Raw genomic sequence first — 14,759 nt, forward strand, 5'->3', positions numbered from 1 at the left:
TAATACGATGAACCAGCGCTTACTTTACCCATTTAGTTCCAGCCATGGCGATGAGTTCGCCAGACTAACTTCACCACAAATCCTAATTGTGGGTTTAGGTGAATCTGGTTACGCCATGGCGAAGTGGTGCTTAAGCCAGGGCGCACAAGTACAACTTGCTGATACACGCCCTCTCTCGAAGCTAAATTCACAACAACAAACTTGGCTTAGTGAGCTTAAGGATGGGGGACTCAAGTCCTTTACCCCTGAAGTAAGCGATTGGAAGGGATTGCTCGAGCAAGCTGATATTTTAGGAGTCAGCCCTGGCTTATCGCCACTGCAAGAGCCGGCTAATTCATTTTTAGCCATCTGCGAGGAGCGCAAGATCCCTGTTTGGAGCGAAATCGAATTTTTTGCACGTGCACTAGCAGCTTTGAATCGGATGGCTTTAGAGACTCACGCAAAGTATCAGCCTAACATTCTGGCGATTACTGGCACTAATGGCAAAACAACCACGAGCGCATTAACGGCTCAGATTTGTGAACGAGCAGGTCGCCGTGTTGCTTTGGCTGGGAATATCAGTCCGGCCGCTCTTGAAAAATTGAGTACCGTATTGAATGAGGCGGAGAGTTTTGCTGATTTGCCTCACATCTGGGTATTGGAGTTGTCAAGTTTTCAGTTGCACTTTACCCATACACTCAATCCAACCGCAGCAACCGTTCTCAATCTCTCGCAAGATCACTTAGATTGGCATGGCGATATGCAAGCGTATGCAGCTGCGAAGGCCCGGATTTTGGGAAGGGATTCAGTCTTGGTTCTCAATCGCGACGATTCCTTGGTAAATGAAATATTTAGTGATGTCGTCGATCATAAGATCATTTCGTTTGGAAGTGATGTGCCAAGGGAGAGTGACTCATTTGGCATTGAGCGTGACTTAAATGGCGGTGGAATCGATTGGTTGGTTTGGGCAGAGCCTGATGAAGCGACCCAAGCGCTGGAGCAGGAGGAAGCGCAAGAGGGATTCATTAAGCGTCGCCGTCGCAGGAAAAATAATGCGTATGAGGAAGCTGAAAGCTTACGACTCAAGCGACTAATTCCGGCAGATGCGCTCCGTATTCGTGGTCGGCATAACGCTCTGAATGCACTCGCTGCACTTGCACTTGCTCGTGCCGCAGGCTTAGGTATCGGCTTGCTCTTACATGGCTTACGTGAGTATCAGGGCGAACCGCATCGGGTTCAAACCGTCGCCGTGATTCGGGATGTGGAATACATTGACGATAGCAAGGGTACTAATGTGGGGGCAACCGTTGCTGCATTAATGGGTTTAGGGACTGCTTCTAGCCAAAAAAATATATGGCTCATTGCAGGCGGTGATGGAAAAGGCCAAGACTTTACCCCCTTATCTGAACCGATCGATCGATTTGTAAAAGGCCTCATCCTGATAGGCCGTGATGGCCCAGCGATTAAGGCAGTGTGCTCAAGCCCAATCAGCCAAGGTAGTTTACAAGTGATAGAAGCAAAGGACTTGGAGTCGGCTGTTCAGTCGGCTGCCCAACATGCAGCAGCTGGTGACCTTGTTTTGTTATCCCCGGCTTGTGCGAGCTTTGATATGTTTAAAAACTATCAACACCGAGCACAGGTTTTTGTGGATGCTGTTCATGAGCTCACGAATCAATGGAGCGATAGTCCCAATGAACATCTAGGGGCGTCGGTATGAATATTCGTCAGAACCGTTTTTGGAATATCTCGCGCGAGGGCTTTGATGGATTTCGTTCGGGGCTGCGCGATGCGGTATCCGGTGTTGAGCAAACGCGTTCGCGCATGATGGAGTATGACCAATTGCTGGTTTGGGCGGTGTTGTCTTTAAGCCTAATTGGCCTTGTGATGGTTTATTCAGCTTCGATTACCTTGGCTGATGGCCCCAAATATGCCAACTACAGCAGTAATCACTTTTTGATTCGGCATTTGATCTCGCTCGGGATCGCGGTATTTGTTGGGTTTTGGGTCTTTAAGATTCCAGTGAAAACGTGGGATAAGTTAGCTCCCTATATTTTTGCGTTCACGATTTTGCTCCTAATTGCTGTATTGATTCCTGGAATCGGTAAGGGCGTGAATGGCGCACGGCGTTGGATTTCCTTAGGAGTGATGAATTTCCAACCATCCGAGCTGATGAAATTCGCTGTGATTATCTTTGCAGCCAGTTACACCGTCAAACGCCAGGAGCATCTGCATTCCTTTGTGAAGGGCTTTGTCCCCATGGGGCTAGCAGTTGCCTTAGTTGGACTATTGCTGATGCTTGAGCCCGATATGGGAGCCTTCATGGTGATCGCCATCATTGCCATGGGTATTTTGTTCTTAGGCGGAATCAATGCCAAATTGTTTGCTGGCTTAACGATTGTGGGTGTAGTGATTGTGGCAACCGTCATCGCCTTATCCGAGTTTAGACGTCAGCGAATTTTTGCATTTTTAGATCCTTGGCAAGCCGAGCATGCTGCACGCAAGGGCTATCAATTAGTTCACTCCTTGATGGCCTTTGGACGTGGCGAGTGGTTTGGTGTTGGTTTAGGTGGGAGTGTCGAGAAATTGCATTACTTACCGGAAGCGCACACCGACTTCATCTTGGCGGTGATTGGTGAAGAACTTGGTTTTGTGGGTGTATTTGTAGTGATCCTACTTTTTTATTGGATCGTACGTCGTGCATTTCTCATTGGTCGTACTGCCTTGCAATTGGATCGAAGTTTTGCGGGACTCTGCGCCAAAGGCATCGGTATTTGGGTCGGCTGGCAAGCCTTTATCAATATGGGTGTGAACCTAGGTCTTCTGCCGACGAAGGGCTTGACTCTGCCGCTCGTGAGTTACGGCGGCTCAGCTATTTTGATGAATATGGTGGCTTTCGCGGTCTTATTAAAGATTGATTATGAGAACCGAATCTTGATGCGCGGAGGCAAGCTATGACCATGGCTGGGCGCTCTATCTTGGTCATGGCTGGCGGTACTGGCGGTCATATCTTCCCAGGCTTGGCCGTTGCAGAATGTCTGCGCAAACAGGGTTGGTCTGTATGGTGGATGGGAAATCCCAGCGGCATGGAATATCGCTTAGTGCCGGCAAAAGGATTTATTTTTGAGGACGTGCAATTTGGTGGCTTACGGGGCAAGGGAATACTGACAAAGTTACTAATGCCATTTCGGTTAGTTCGCGCCATGATGCAAAGCTGGAAAATTTTGCGTCGTTTGAAGCCAAGCGTGGTGTTAGGTATGGGAGGTTACATCACCTTCCCAGGGGGCTTAGTGAGCTACCTCATGGGCCGGCCTTTGGTGCTACATGAGGCGAACTCGGTTGCTGGAAGTGCTAATCGAGTATTGGCGCGTTTTGCGACGCGAGTCCTTACTGGATTTCCGCACACACTCGAACATGGCCAGTGGGTGGGTAATCCCATTCGTGAGAGCGTTGAGGGGCTGGGCGATTGCAAGACACGCTATGCAATGCGTCAGGGCCCGCTGCATTTACTGGTAGTTGGTGGAAGTTTGGGGGCTGCTGCACTCAATGCAGTGGTTCCAGAGGCTTTAGCTCTATTACCAGCCGATCAGCGCCCAAACGTGATGCATCAGACTGGTGAGCAGCATTTGGAGGCAGTGACAAAAAAATATCAACAATTGGACGTTCATGCTGAGCTAAAGCCATTCATTGAGGACATGGCTGCAGCGTATGCTCATGCTGATTTAGTGATTTGCCGTGCTGGAGCAATGACCGTGTCTGAGATCTCGGCCGCTGGGGTTGCTGCTTGTTTTGTGCCATTTCCATACGCAATTGATGATCACCAGACCGCTAATGCGCGTTTTCTGTCCGATGCAAAGGCTGCAATATTGATGCCTCAAGCGGAGTTGGATGCAGCTGCGTTGGCAAACTTAATTTTAGGATTGCGGCGCGAGGATTTAGCCGAAATCGCTGTGAAAGCGCAGGCGCTTGCAAAGTTTCGTGCGACCGAGGAAGTTGCCTCAATTTGTAAAGAGTGCGCGCGATGAAGCATATCGTACAGCACATTCATTTTGTAGGAATTGGTGGCGCCGGCATGTGCGGCATTGCTGAAGTACTCCTCAATTTAGGCTATCGCGTTTCGGGATCAGATTTAGCGGAGTCTGCAGTTACGAAGCGACTAGTAGCCTTAGGGGCACAAATTGCAATTGGGCACGATGCAAAGAATATCGGTGATGCCGAAGCAGTGGTAATTTCGTCGGCGGTCACTGGAAATAATCCGGAAGTACTTGCTGCCAGAGCCAATCGAATTCCAGTGATCCAGCGTGCCGTCATGCTTGGTGAGTTAATGCGCTTAAAGCAGGGAATCGCAATTGCTGGCACGCACGGCAAAACGACGACGACAAGTTTAGTTGCCTCCGTGCTTGCAGAGGGTGGTTTGGATCCAACCTTCGTGATTGGTGGAAAGCTCAATTCAGCCGGTGTGAATGCACGCTTAGGGCAAGGCGAATTTATTGTGGTTGAGGCTGACGAATCGGATGCTTCGTTCTTGCAGCTCTATCCGGCCATGGAAGTAATCACCAATATTGATGCGGATCACATGGATACCTATCAGCATGATATGGCCCGCTTAAAGCAAACCTTTGTGCAATTTACGCAGCGCATGCCATTCTATGGAATTGCGGTTCTTTGTATTGAAGATAGCAATGTTCGGGATATTCTGCCGTTTGTTTCGCAACCAATCTTACGCTACGGATTTTCTGAAGATGCTGAGATTCGCGCAACCGATATCAAAGCTGTTGGCACGCAAATGCACTTTACGGTTCATCGTCGCGCAATTCGCCGGCATGGTCCTAGACCTGGCCCATTAAAAATCATTCTTAATTTACCTGGTCAGCACAATGTACTCAATGCATTAGCAGCGATTGGGATTGCAACTGAACTGGGCGTGAGCGATGCGGCAATTACAAATGCCTTAGAGAAATTTAGTGGTGTCGGACGTCGTTTCCAACACTATGGCGATATTGCCTTAGCGGGTGGTGGAACATTTACCTTGATTGATGATTATGGTCATCATCCCGTTGAAATGAATGCAACCTTAGCGGCTGCACGTGGCGCGTATCCAGATCGGCGTTTGGTTTTGGCATTCCAGCCCCACCGATTTACGCGTACTCGCGATTGCTTTGGTGAATTTGTCAATGTATTGCGCCAGTTTGATGCCGTAGTCCTCACTAATGTTTATCCGGCCGGTGAGGCGCGCATTGCAGGCGCCGATAGTAAAAGCTTGATGAAGGCACTAGGTAAATCGACCCCAGTCCAAGTGGTTGAGGATCTTCAGGAGATCCCTACCGCATTAAGTGGACTTCTCCAAGACGGTGATGTCTTGATTACGATGGGCGCTGGCTCTATTTCCAAGTTACCCCAGATGCTCGTGGAGAATAGCCATGGCTAATCTCCAAACGATCCATCCTTGGGGTCAGCAGGTTGCTGCGCAACTCGCTCAGTTGAGCCCCAAACAATTTGGGCGCGTTGGTGTATTAATGGGTGGACGTTCTGCCGAACGTGAGATCTCACTCTTGTCGGGTCAAGGAGTGCTGAGTGCGCTTTTAGAAAAGGGTATTGATGCACACGCCTTTGATCCAGGCGTGCGCAGTCCAGTTGAGATTGCTAAGGAACAATTTGATCGTGTATTTATTACACTGCATGGCCGCTATGGTGAAGATGGAACGATCCAAGGTCTTCTTGAGTTACTTAATATTCCGTATACGGGTAGTGGTGTTTTGGCCTCGGCCTTATCGATTGATAAGGTGGTGACCAAGCAAGTCTGGCAGAGTCATCACTTATCAACACCACGCTATGAGGTCTTAACGGACGATAGCAATTGGGATCGTATTGCACATCATTTAGGACTGCCTTTGGTTGTGAAGCCAGCACATGAAGGATCCTCATTGGGTTTAAGTAAGGTGCGACGCCTTGAGGAACTTCCAGCCGCTTATAAGTTGGCAGCCAAATTAGATCGACGGGTTTTGGCAGAAGCCTGCATCGTTGGTCCAGAGCTCACCTGTCCGATTGTAGGTCAGGGCGCTACTGCCCAAGCACTGCCACTCATCCAAATCATTCCTCCAGAAGCTGGTTATGACTTTCATCACAAATACTTTTCAGATGAGACTCAATATCGCTGTCCTCCAGGACTTGATCCAGAGCTTGAGCGCCAGATTCAGGAGCTTGCAGTATCAGCCTATCGAGCGCTGGGTTGCCGAATGTGGGGTCGCGCAGACGTCATGCTCGATGCGGCCAATCAGAATAAGCCCTATTTACTGGAGATGAACACATCGCCAGGAATGACCTCGCATTCATTGGTACCAATGGCTGCTAAAGCAGCCGGCGTCCCCTATGCTGATCTGGTGATGTGGATCCTAAGCCAGACCTTGGAAGGTACGTTTTCTTCACCAGAGGTTCACCAGTCATGACAGCGATACAACGGATCTCGGACGCAATCAATTTTGTGATCGCACCGGTTTGGAATCATGCGCAGCGCATGCAAGAAATTACGCGTTGGTTGATGCGTTTTTTTATTTTGGCTGTTGTCCTATCCATCTTTATTTGGCTCAGTCATCAGCCGGTATTTACCTTAAAGCATTTACAGATTGAGTCTGCTGGTCATCAGGACTTAAGGCATGTGCATCTTCCTGCAGTTCGAGCTCAGGTTTTGGATAAAGTTCAGGGTAATTTTTTCAGTGTTCGTTTGCAAGATGTGAAGGATGCCTTCGAAGCACTACCTTGGGTGCGCCATGCGAGTGTGCGTCGCGCCTGGCCCAATGGATTGATTGTGAGCATTGAAGAGCAAAAACCCCTAGGAGTTTGGGGCAAGGCTGATCAACAAAAGTTACTCAATGTTTATGGCGAAGTATTTGATGGCTCAGTTGCGGAGCTTGATGAAAACAGCCCCCTGATTGAATTTAGTGGACCAGATGGATCAAGCAAAGAAGTACTACGTCTTTATCAAAAAGCCAGTACTTGGTTTAAACCGTGGGATGCTGAGGTTAAATCACTCACGCTATCGGATCGTTATGCGTGGCACATCAAGTTGAGCAATGGTGTGCGTATTGAGTTTGGGCGCGAAGAGGAGCAGGCCAAAGGCGCTCTAGATCAACGCGTTGCACAGCTTTTGCAATATTGGCCACAGGTTCAACAAAAATGGCCCAATCGGGTTGACGCAGTCGATCTGCGCTATCCCAATGGGTTTGCTGTGCATATTGTGGGAGCGCCAACTAAACCAAGTGCACCCGCTATCAAAGTTGAAATACCGAAGGCGTATCAAATCGCTATTTTGAGTCATGACGAGCAACGCATCGAGGAATGGAAATGAGTAAAGACAGCCGCGATTTATTGGTTGGATTAGATATTGGTACATCAAAAGTGGTGGCTTTGGTCGCAGAGCTCAGCCCCGATGGCCAATTTAATGTCTTGGGTTTAGGGCAAACCTCCTCGAAAGGTTTAAAGAAAGGCGTAGTAGTCAATATTGAAGCCACTGTCCAGTCGATTCAGAAGGCGCTCGAGGAAGCCGAGTTAATGTCGGATCGTCGCATCGCTCAGGTTTACACCGGTATCGCTGGTAATCATATTGTGAGTTTTAACTCGAGCGGTATGGTGGCGATTCGGGACAAAGAGGTTGGCGCCGGAGATGTTGAGCGTGTTTTAGAAACGGCTAAAGCAATCAATATTCCCACCGATCAACAAATTCTTCATATTTTGATTCAGGAATTCATCATCGATGGTCAAGAGGATGTGCGTGAGCCGATTGGGATGAGTGGTATTCGTTTAGAGGTCAAGGTGCATATCGTGACTGGAGCAGTAAGTGCGGCACAAAATATTGTGAAGTGTGTCCGACGCTGTGGGCTAGAAGTGAATGATTTAATTTTGCAACCACTCGCTTCAAGTCTAGCGGTTCTAACTGAAGACGAGAGGGAGTTAGGCATTGTATTAATTGATATTGGTGGCGGCACAACCGATATTGCCATTTATAGCCAAGGATCGATTCGTCATACCGCAGTGATTCCGATTGCTGGTGATCAGATCACCAATGACATCGCGATGGCCTTACGAACCCCAACAGTTGAGGCAGAGGATTTGAAGATTCATCATGGGGTTGCCAAACAGGATATGGCCGACCCCAATGCCATGATCGATGTTCCTGGCGTGGGGGATCGTGAGCCCCGCCCAATGTCCAAACAAGCGCTTGCGGCAGTGATTGAGCCACGGGTTGAGGAACTCTTTACTTTAGTTCGCAACATTGTCCGTGAGTCGGGCTATGAAGACATGGTCTCTTCTGGAATCGTGTTGACTGGTGGCACCGCCATGATGCCGGGCATGGTTGAGTTGGCAGAGCAGGTTTTCTTAAAGCCTGCGCGCATTGGCACGCCTGAGTATCGCGGTCACTTACATGAAGTATTGAGAAGTCCACGGTACTCCACCGGTCTTGGTTTGCTCATGGAAGGGCAGGCACAAATGATGCGTGGTCGCAGAGCAATTCAGGGCGGCAGTTTACAAGGCGTGGTTGCACGCATGAAGGAATGGTTTACAGGAAATTTTTGATTTTTTTCGTCGTCGTCAATCGGTGATCCATGGTGGAAAGCCGATCTTATTAAGGAGGGTGTTATGGAATTTGAAATGGTAGAACAAGAAACAGCTGGCAAGACCATCATTAAGGTGGTTGGTGTCGGAGGCGCTGGCGGCAATGCTGTCCAGCACATGATTCGTCGCAATGTCAACGGCGTGGAGTTTATTTGCATGAATACCGATGCAGGTGCCTTGCAGCGGTCGCAAGCAAGCTTAAACCTACAACTGGGCGAAACTGGCTTGGGCGCTGGCGCGAAGCCAGAGGTGGGCGCGGCATCTGCCGAGCAAGCTCGCTCGCGTATTGCTGATGCATTGCAAGGCGCACATATGGTGTTCATTACCGCGGGGATGGGCGGCGGTACCGGAACTGGGGCGGCCCCAGTGGTTGCTCAAGTTGCTAAAGAAATGGGCATCTTAACGGTTGGCGTGATTAGTAAGCCGTTTGACTTTGAGGGTGTGAAGCGCTTAAAAGTGGCAGAGATGGGTGCGCAAGAGTTGGAAAAGCATGTTGACTCATTAATCGTCGTTTTAAATGAAAAGCTCTTTGAGGTGATGGGTGAAGATGCAGAATTTGATAAAGCCTTTGCTTGTGCAGACGATGTATTGCATAACGCGGTATCTGGTATTGCCGAAATCATTAATGAGCAGGGCTTAATCAACGTCGACTTTGAAGATGTCAAGACTGTCATGAGTGAGCAGGGTAAAGCCATGATGGGAACGGCGACAGTTTCTGGAATGGATCGGGCGCGTTTGGCGGCAGAGGCAGCCGTTGCATCGCCACTGCTGGAGGGCGTTGATTTATCTGGCGCACGCGGTGTATTGGTCAATATCACTGCCAGTCGTTCATTGAAGTTATCCGAGACCCGTGAGGTGATGGCTGCGATTCGTGGGTATGCCGCTGAAGATGCTACGGTCATTTTTGGAACGGTGTATGACGATAGCTTGGGCGATGCCCTACGAGTAACCGTAGTGGCCACTGGACTCAATGGTTCCCAATCCCTGCAAAAGGATCAACCCCAGTTAATCTGGCGAGCTGCAACCGGTACGAATGATGCAAGTCCAACCATGACCACCTTGGGTGATTTTGCTCCAACCAGTCCAGCTGCTGCGATGAGCCGCAATGTGACCCAAGCATCGAGTGCTATGGGCTCAGCCACGGCTGCCCCAGTGAATCCTGCGGTCGATTATGGTCAGTTTGATGTTCCAAAGGTATTTCGTAATTCTCGAGAGTCTGTACCTCCAAGCCTTGGTGCCGATAGTTCGCCACAAGCGAAGGCCATGCTCGAGAAAGGGGCGGATTACTATGAGATACCTGCCTTTTTAAGGAAGCAAGCAGACTAATAAATAAACCATACAATAGTGGGTTCGAGGATTGCTAATTCAGTCGCCCCTCCGGACGACGAATCCAGCGCCTGCGTTAGCACCCCAAACCACTATTGATATGGAGATCACATGATTGCTGTAGGACAAAAATTACCAAACGCTACCCTCTACGAGTTTTTTGATGAAGAGCGCGATGGCTGTTCCTTGGGCCCAAATGCATTTGAAGTTGACAAATTAACCGCTGGCAAAAAAATTGTTATTTTTGCTTTGCCTGGCGCATTTACACCAACCTGCTCAGCCAAGCATGTTCCAGGATTTGTGGAGCATTTTGATGCGATTAAAGCAAAAGGTGTTGATGAGATTTGGTGTGTTTCTGTCAATGACCCATTTGTGATGGGCGCATGGGGCCGGGATTTAAAGGTTGGCAAGAAAGTACGTATGTTGGGTGACGGTAGTGCTGAGTTCACCAAAAAGTTAGGCATGGAATTTGATCTAACCGCGCGTGGTCTTGGTGTTCGCTCACAACGCTATGCCATGATCGTGGATAACGGCGTTGTGAAGCATTTAGCACTCGAGGCACCTGGTAAGTTTGAAGTCAGTGATGCCGCAAATACCTTAAAGCATCTTTAATTGATATTGTGTAGGCCATGGTGCTCAAGCAAAAAACTTTAGCGCAGCCGATCAAAACGGTCGGCATTGGCCTGCATTCTGGTCGTAAATCAACGCTAACCATTAAACCCGCACCGATTGATTTTGGTATTCAGTTCGTGCGGGTTGATATGCCTAACGCAGTTCCTATCCCAGCTCATGCATTGGCTGTCTGTGATACCCGCTTAGCCTCGGTGATACAGAGTCAAGGGGTCAAGGTTTCTACGGTTGAGCATTTACTATCAGCCTGTTCGGGTTTGGGATTGGATAATTTATTGATTGAGGTCGATGCGGAAGAAGTGCCGATCATGGACGGTAGTGCGGCCTCTTTTCTTTTTCTGATTGAGTCAGCTGGTACCGTTGAACAAGAGGCCCCACGCAAATTTATGGTGATTCAAAAAGCGGTGGAAGTGCGTGAAGGCAATAAATTAGCACGCCTAGAGCCACATTTTGGATTCAAGTTGGATTTCACGATTGACTTTAAGCACCCAGCAGTTGATAAAACGGGGCAGCGTTTTGTGGTCGATTTTGCTGAGCATGCTTATCGTAGTGAGATTGGTCGTGCTCGCACCTTTGGATTTGCGCATGAGGTGGAAGCCTTGCGTGAGATTGGTTTAGCTCGTGGTGGCAGTTTAGATAATGCGATTGTGCTTGATGAGCATCGCATCTTAAATAACGAAGAGTTACGTTATGACGATGAGTTTGTGCGTCATAAAATTTTGGACGCGATCGGAGATCTTTATTTGGCCGGTCACCCTATTGTCGGAGCGTACACCGCAGAAAAGTCAGGCCATGCACTTAATAACGCACTATTACGAAAGCTCTTAGACGACCCAAGTTCGTATTCGATCGAAACCTTTGATAGGGCTAGTGCCCCTGCGGCCTATCTGCAAACCCCCGAAAGCATCAACGCCTAGATTTTCTGTTTCTCAATAATCGTTCGATTGATTGCCGCAGAGATGACTGTGGAGATAGTTGTTGATAAAGCCCTTCCCAAGCACTTTGAGCTGCTGGGGTAAATTCAGGTGGATTTTCATTTACTCGATTACTTCTTACCGTTAATGGTTTCGGTTTTACCTTCACCCGAACTTGATGAATCACCCATTGATATTGCCCAAGTTCTTTGGCAATACTGGGAGCAATTTGTTGTAAGCGGGTGCCAATCGTGGCATTTGGTACCACTAAAACTAGCTCACTAGGGCGATCAGGACGCCATTCAACCTGTAGGGATTGGCCAATAGATGCAAAACCCAGAGAATCCACGGCGCTTTGAGCGGCATGGGTTAGGGCATCATGCTTTTTAGCCCGCTCCAGAAGCGGTTTGAAGCCTTGCTCATGGGCTAGGCAATCCTGCCATGGCTGGGCTAACTTAACTAGAGGCTTATTCATCAAAGAGGGGCTCGCGGGTGATAAACTCAATAGCTAAAATTTTTTCTAGATTCCTATGGTACTTGGTCTTATTAAAACACTGGTTGGTAGCAGCAATGACCGCCTTCTCAAGCAATACCGCAAGGTCGTTTCTAAGGTAAATGCCCTTGAGGCCAATCTCCAGGCTTTCGACGATTTTGCCTTACAAGCGAAAACTGCCGAATTTAAGCAACGGATTGCCGCCGGTGAGGCTTTGGATGACCTTGCCGCTGAAGCGTTTGCAGTGGTCCGTGAGGCCAGCGTACGGGTCATGAAAATGCGTCATTTTGACGTTCAAATCATGGGAGCCTTGGCCCTTCATCAGGGAAAAATCGCTGAAATGGGTACTGGTGAAGGTAAAACCCTAACCGCAACCTTGGCGGTTTACTTAAATGCACTCTCAGGTAAGGGTGTTCATGTGGTGACTGTGAATGATTACTTGGCAGAACGGGATGCCGAGTGGATGTCTAAGCTCTACACTTTTTTGGGACTGACCGTTGGTATTAATTTGTCGCAAATGAATCATGAGGCCAAGCAAAAAGCCTATGCCGCTGATATCACGTATGGAACTAATAATGAGTTTGGCTTTGATTATTTGCGTGACAACATGGTTCAGGATGTGGCCCAGCGGGTACAGCGCGGCCTCTCCTATGCAATTGTTGACGAGGTTGATTCGATTCTGATTGACGAAGCTCGGACCCCACTTATTATTTCGGGGCAGGCTGAAGACCATACTGATTTATATATCAAGATGAATGCGTTGCCTGCGCATCTTGATCCGCAGGTGGGAGAAGAAAAATCCGATGGTTCGGGCGTGATTAAACCAGGCGATTACTGGGTCGATGAGAAATCCCATCAGGTCTATTTGACTGAGCGTGGCCATGAAAAAGCAGAACAAATCCTGACCCAAATTGGTTTATTGAAAGAGGGCGACTCCCTTTATGCCCCGCAGAATATTAATTTGATGCATCACCTCTACGCAGCCTTACGCGCACACTCTTTGTATCACCGCGATCAACACTACGTGGTTCAGGGTGGTGAGGTCATCATCGTGGATGAGTTCACGGGCCGCTTAATGCAGGGTAGACGTTGGTCGGACGGCTTGCATCAAGCGGTTGAGGCGAAAGAAAAGGTGGGGATTCAGAACGAGAACCAAACGCTTGCCACCATTACCTTCCAGAACTACTTCCGGATGTATCAAAAATTGGCTGGCATGACCGGAACGGCAGATACCGAAGCCTACGAGTTCAAAGAGATCTACGGACTTGAAACGGTGGTGATTCCCCCCAATCGACCTAGCCGTCGACTGGATCGGCAAGATCAAATTTATAAGACCTCGCCCGAGCGCTACGCAGCAGTCACTAAAGACATTAAAGAATGTTATGAACGAGGTCAGCCAGTTCTAGTAGGCACTACTTCCATTGAGAACTCGGAGCTGATTTCTAAATTACTCGATAAAGAAAAGCTTTCTCATCAGGTTCTCAATGCAAAGCAACATGCGCGTGAGGCAGAAATTATTGCTCAAGCGGGTCGACCCAAGATGATTACCATTGCCACCAATATGGCTGGTCGTGGAACCGATATTGTTTTAGGTGGAAATGTCGAGCGGCAATCACTCCTCATTGAAGCCGATGAGTCTCTTGGTGATGCTGAAAAAGCAAAACGGATTCAGCAGTTAAAGGACGAATGGCAGGGACTGCATGATGCAGTCGTCAATGCTGGTGGTCTGCATATTATTGGTACTGAACGACATGAAAGTCGCCGCATCGATAATCAGCTGCGTGGACGTGCCGGACGTCAAGGCGATCCTGGTTCATCGCGTTTCTATCTCTCGTTAGACGATCCTTTATTGCGTATTTTTGCAGGTGATCGTTTACGTGCTGTAATGGATCGCTTAAAGATGCCCGAAGGCGAGCCGATTGAGGCGGGAATGGTAACGCGCTCAATTGAATCTGCTCAGCGAAAAGTAGAAGGACGTAACTTTGATATTCGTAAACAACTGCTCGAATACGATGATGTCGCTAACGATCAACGCAAAGAGACCTATCGACTTCGCAATCAGATTCTTGAAAGTAAAGATATTGGTGACCTGATTGCCAATTTATGCGAAGACGTTTTTACAGCAATTGTCCGCAATTACGTCCCAGTGGAATCGATGGAAGAGCAGTGGGATATCCCCGCTCTTGAGCACCTCTTGGCAAATGAATGGGGAATTACCGTTGATCTTCAAGGGTGGATTGCCAATGCTGATACGGTCGATGACGAAGAAATCGTAACCCGGGTGATTGAAGCGGCAAAGAAGAATTACAAGGCTAAAGAGGAGCTCACGGGCCGTGAGTCGTTTGCTAGCTTTGAGCGTTCGGTGATGCTATATAGCTTAGATATTCACTGGCGTGAGCATTTGGCTGCCTTAGATCGACTGCGCCAAGGAATTCATTTGCGCGGCTATGCCCAAAAAGATCCAAAGCAAGAGTATCGCCGTGAGGCATTTGAGCTCTACGCAGAACTTTTGGATGTGGTGAAAAATGATGTGATTAAGACCGTGTTTACGGTTCAGATTAAAAATGCCTCAGAGCTTGATGAAGCTGCAGAAACCATCGCTGATGATAGCCAAGTAAAAGAGATGCAATTTAAGCATAACCAGTTTGCTGAGGGGGAAAGTATCCCTGTTGAGCAGGTTGAGCATGCAATTGCACCAGCCCCAGTTCGTGATGGCCCAAAAATTGGTCGAAATGATCCTTGCCATTGCGGTAGTGGTAAGAAATACAAGCACTGCCACGGAAAAATTGCTTAATTTGAGGTTTGCCGTT

Annotated in this window: 12 protein-coding genes; 11 read left to right on the forward strand and 1 reads right to left on the reverse strand. The window is 48.5% G+C overall.

Annotated features, from left to right (window positions below):
- The first annotated feature begins 7 nt into the window (after positions 1 to 7).
- From QUE64_RS00855 to lpxC, 10 genes are all read left to right on the forward strand, one after another.
- The gene (locus QUE64_RS00855; RefSeq protein ID WP_353506767.1) at positions 8 to 1,696 is read left to right on the forward strand and encodes a Mur ligase family protein; all 1,689 of its coding nucleotides are present in this window, start codon (positions 8 to 10) and stop codon (positions 1,694 to 1,696) included.
- On the forward strand, positions 1,693 to 2,934 hold the full coding sequence (gene ftsW / locus QUE64_RS00860) for a putative lipid II flippase FtsW (RefSeq protein ID WP_286223861.1): 1,242 nt from the start codon (positions 1,693 to 1,695) through the stop codon (positions 2,932 to 2,934). The genes QUE64_RS00855 and ftsW overlap by 4 nt, the downstream gene beginning before the upstream one ends.
- 2 nt (positions 2,935 to 2,936) lie before the next feature.
- Positions 2,937 to 4,001 carry an undecaprenyldiphospho-muramoylpentapeptide beta-N-acetylglucosaminyltransferase gene (gene murG, locus QUE64_RS00865; RefSeq protein ID WP_458574696.1) on the forward strand — a complete coding sequence of 355 codons (1,065 nt, stop codon included), beginning with the start codon at positions 2,937 to 2,939 and terminating at the stop codon, positions 3,999 to 4,001.
- Complete coding sequence (gene murC, locus QUE64_RS00870) at positions 3,998 to 5,404, forward strand: UDP-N-acetylmuramate--L-alanine ligase (protein ID WP_286225509.1); 1,407 nt, start codon at positions 3,998 to 4,000, stop codon at positions 5,402 to 5,404. Before murG ends, murC begins: the two co-directional genes overlap by 4 nt.
- Positions 5,397 to 6,422: a D-alanine--D-alanine ligase gene (locus QUE64_RS00875; RefSeq protein WP_286225510.1), complete on the forward strand. Its 1,026-nt coding sequence runs from the start codon at positions 5,397 to 5,399 to the stop codon at positions 6,420 to 6,422. Before murC ends, QUE64_RS00875 begins: the two co-directional genes overlap by 8 nt.
- Positions 6,419 to 7,321: a cell division protein FtsQ/DivIB gene (locus QUE64_RS00880; protein WP_286225511.1), complete on the forward strand. Its 903-nt coding sequence runs from the start codon at positions 6,419 to 6,421 to the stop codon at positions 7,319 to 7,321. Before QUE64_RS00875 ends, QUE64_RS00880 begins: the two co-directional genes overlap by 4 nt.
- Entirely contained in the window at positions 7,318 to 8,547 is a 1,230-nt protein-coding gene (gene ftsA, locus QUE64_RS00885) for a cell division protein FtsA (protein ID WP_286225512.1), read from the forward strand. The genes QUE64_RS00880 and ftsA overlap by 4 nt, the downstream gene beginning before the upstream one ends.
- Before the next feature lie 63 nt (positions 8,548 to 8,610).
- On the forward strand, positions 8,611 to 9,912 hold the full coding sequence (gene ftsZ, locus QUE64_RS00890; RefSeq protein WP_286225513.1) for a cell division protein FtsZ: 1,302 nt from the start codon (positions 8,611 to 8,613) through the stop codon (positions 9,910 to 9,912).
- A 111-nt stretch (positions 9,913 to 10,023) separates the two neighbouring features.
- On the forward strand, positions 10,024 to 10,524 hold the full coding sequence (locus QUE64_RS00895; RefSeq protein WP_286225515.1) for a peroxiredoxin: 501 nt from the start codon (positions 10,024 to 10,026) through the stop codon (positions 10,522 to 10,524).
- Positions 10,525 to 10,544: 20 nt separating this feature from the next.
- Positions 10,545 to 11,459, forward strand: coding sequence for a UDP-3-O-acyl-N-acetylglucosamine deacetylase (gene lpxC, locus QUE64_RS00900; RefSeq protein WP_286226127.1), 915 nt, complete (start codon positions 10,545 to 10,547; stop codon positions 11,457 to 11,459).
- Here the strand turns inward: lpxC and QUE64_RS00905 are convergent.
- On the reverse strand, positions 11,449 to 11,931 hold the full coding sequence (locus QUE64_RS00905) for a hypothetical protein (protein WP_286225516.1): 483 nt from the start codon (positions 11,929 to 11,931) through the stop codon (positions 11,449 to 11,451). The genes lpxC and QUE64_RS00905 overlap by 11 nt on opposite strands.
- A gap of 55 nt (positions 11,932 to 11,986) precedes the next feature.
- On the opposite strand from QUE64_RS00905, the gene secA reads away from it, so the two are divergent.
- Complete coding sequence (gene secA / locus QUE64_RS00910) at positions 11,987 to 14,743, forward strand: preprotein translocase subunit SecA (protein WP_286225517.1); 2,757 nt, start codon at positions 11,987 to 11,989, stop codon at positions 14,741 to 14,743.
- The last annotated feature ends 16 nt before the right edge of the window (positions 14,744 to 14,759 follow it).

Source organism: Polynucleobacter sp. HIN7 (assembly GCF_030297595.1).
Classification (GTDB): domain Bacteria; phylum Pseudomonadota; class Gammaproteobacteria; order Burkholderiales; family Burkholderiaceae; genus Polynucleobacter.

Coding starts and splice junctions, on each gene's coding strand:
- QUE64_RS00855 (WP_353506767.1), top strand. CDS start 8: ATGAACCAGCGCTTACTTTACCCATTTAGTTCCAGCCATGGCGATGAG.
- ftsW (WP_286223861.1), top strand. CDS start 1,693: ATGAATATTCGTCAGAACCGTTTTTGGAATATCTCGCGCGAGGGCTTT.
- ftsZ (WP_286225513.1), top strand. CDS start 8,611: ATGGAATTTGAAATGGTAGAACAAGAAACAGCTGGCAAGACCATCATT.
- murC (WP_286225509.1), top strand. CDS start 3,998: ATGAAGCATATCGTACAGCACATTCATTTTGTAGGAATTGGTGGCGCC.
- QUE64_RS00905 (WP_286225516.1), bottom strand. CDS start 11,931: ATGAATAAGCCTCTAGTTAAGTTAGCCCAGCCATGGCAGGATTGCCTA.
- QUE64_RS00875 (WP_286225510.1), top strand. CDS start 5,397: ATGGCTAATCTCCAAACGATCCATCCTTGGGGTCAGCAGGTTGCTGCG.
- ftsA (WP_286225512.1), top strand. CDS start 7,318: ATGAGTAAAGACAGCCGCGATTTATTGGTTGGATTAGATATTGGTACA.
- secA (WP_286225517.1), top strand. CDS start 11,987: ATGGTACTTGGTCTTATTAAAACACTGGTTGGTAGCAGCAATGACCGC.
- murG (WP_458574696.1), top strand. CDS start 2,937: ATGGCTGGGCGCTCTATCTTGGTCATGGCTGGCGGTACTGGCGGTCAT.
- QUE64_RS00895 (WP_286225515.1), top strand. CDS start 10,024: ATGATTGCTGTAGGACAAAAATTACCAAACGCTACCCTCTACGAGTTT.
- QUE64_RS00880 (WP_286225511.1), top strand. CDS start 6,419: ATGACAGCGATACAACGGATCTCGGACGCAATCAATTTTGTGATCGCA.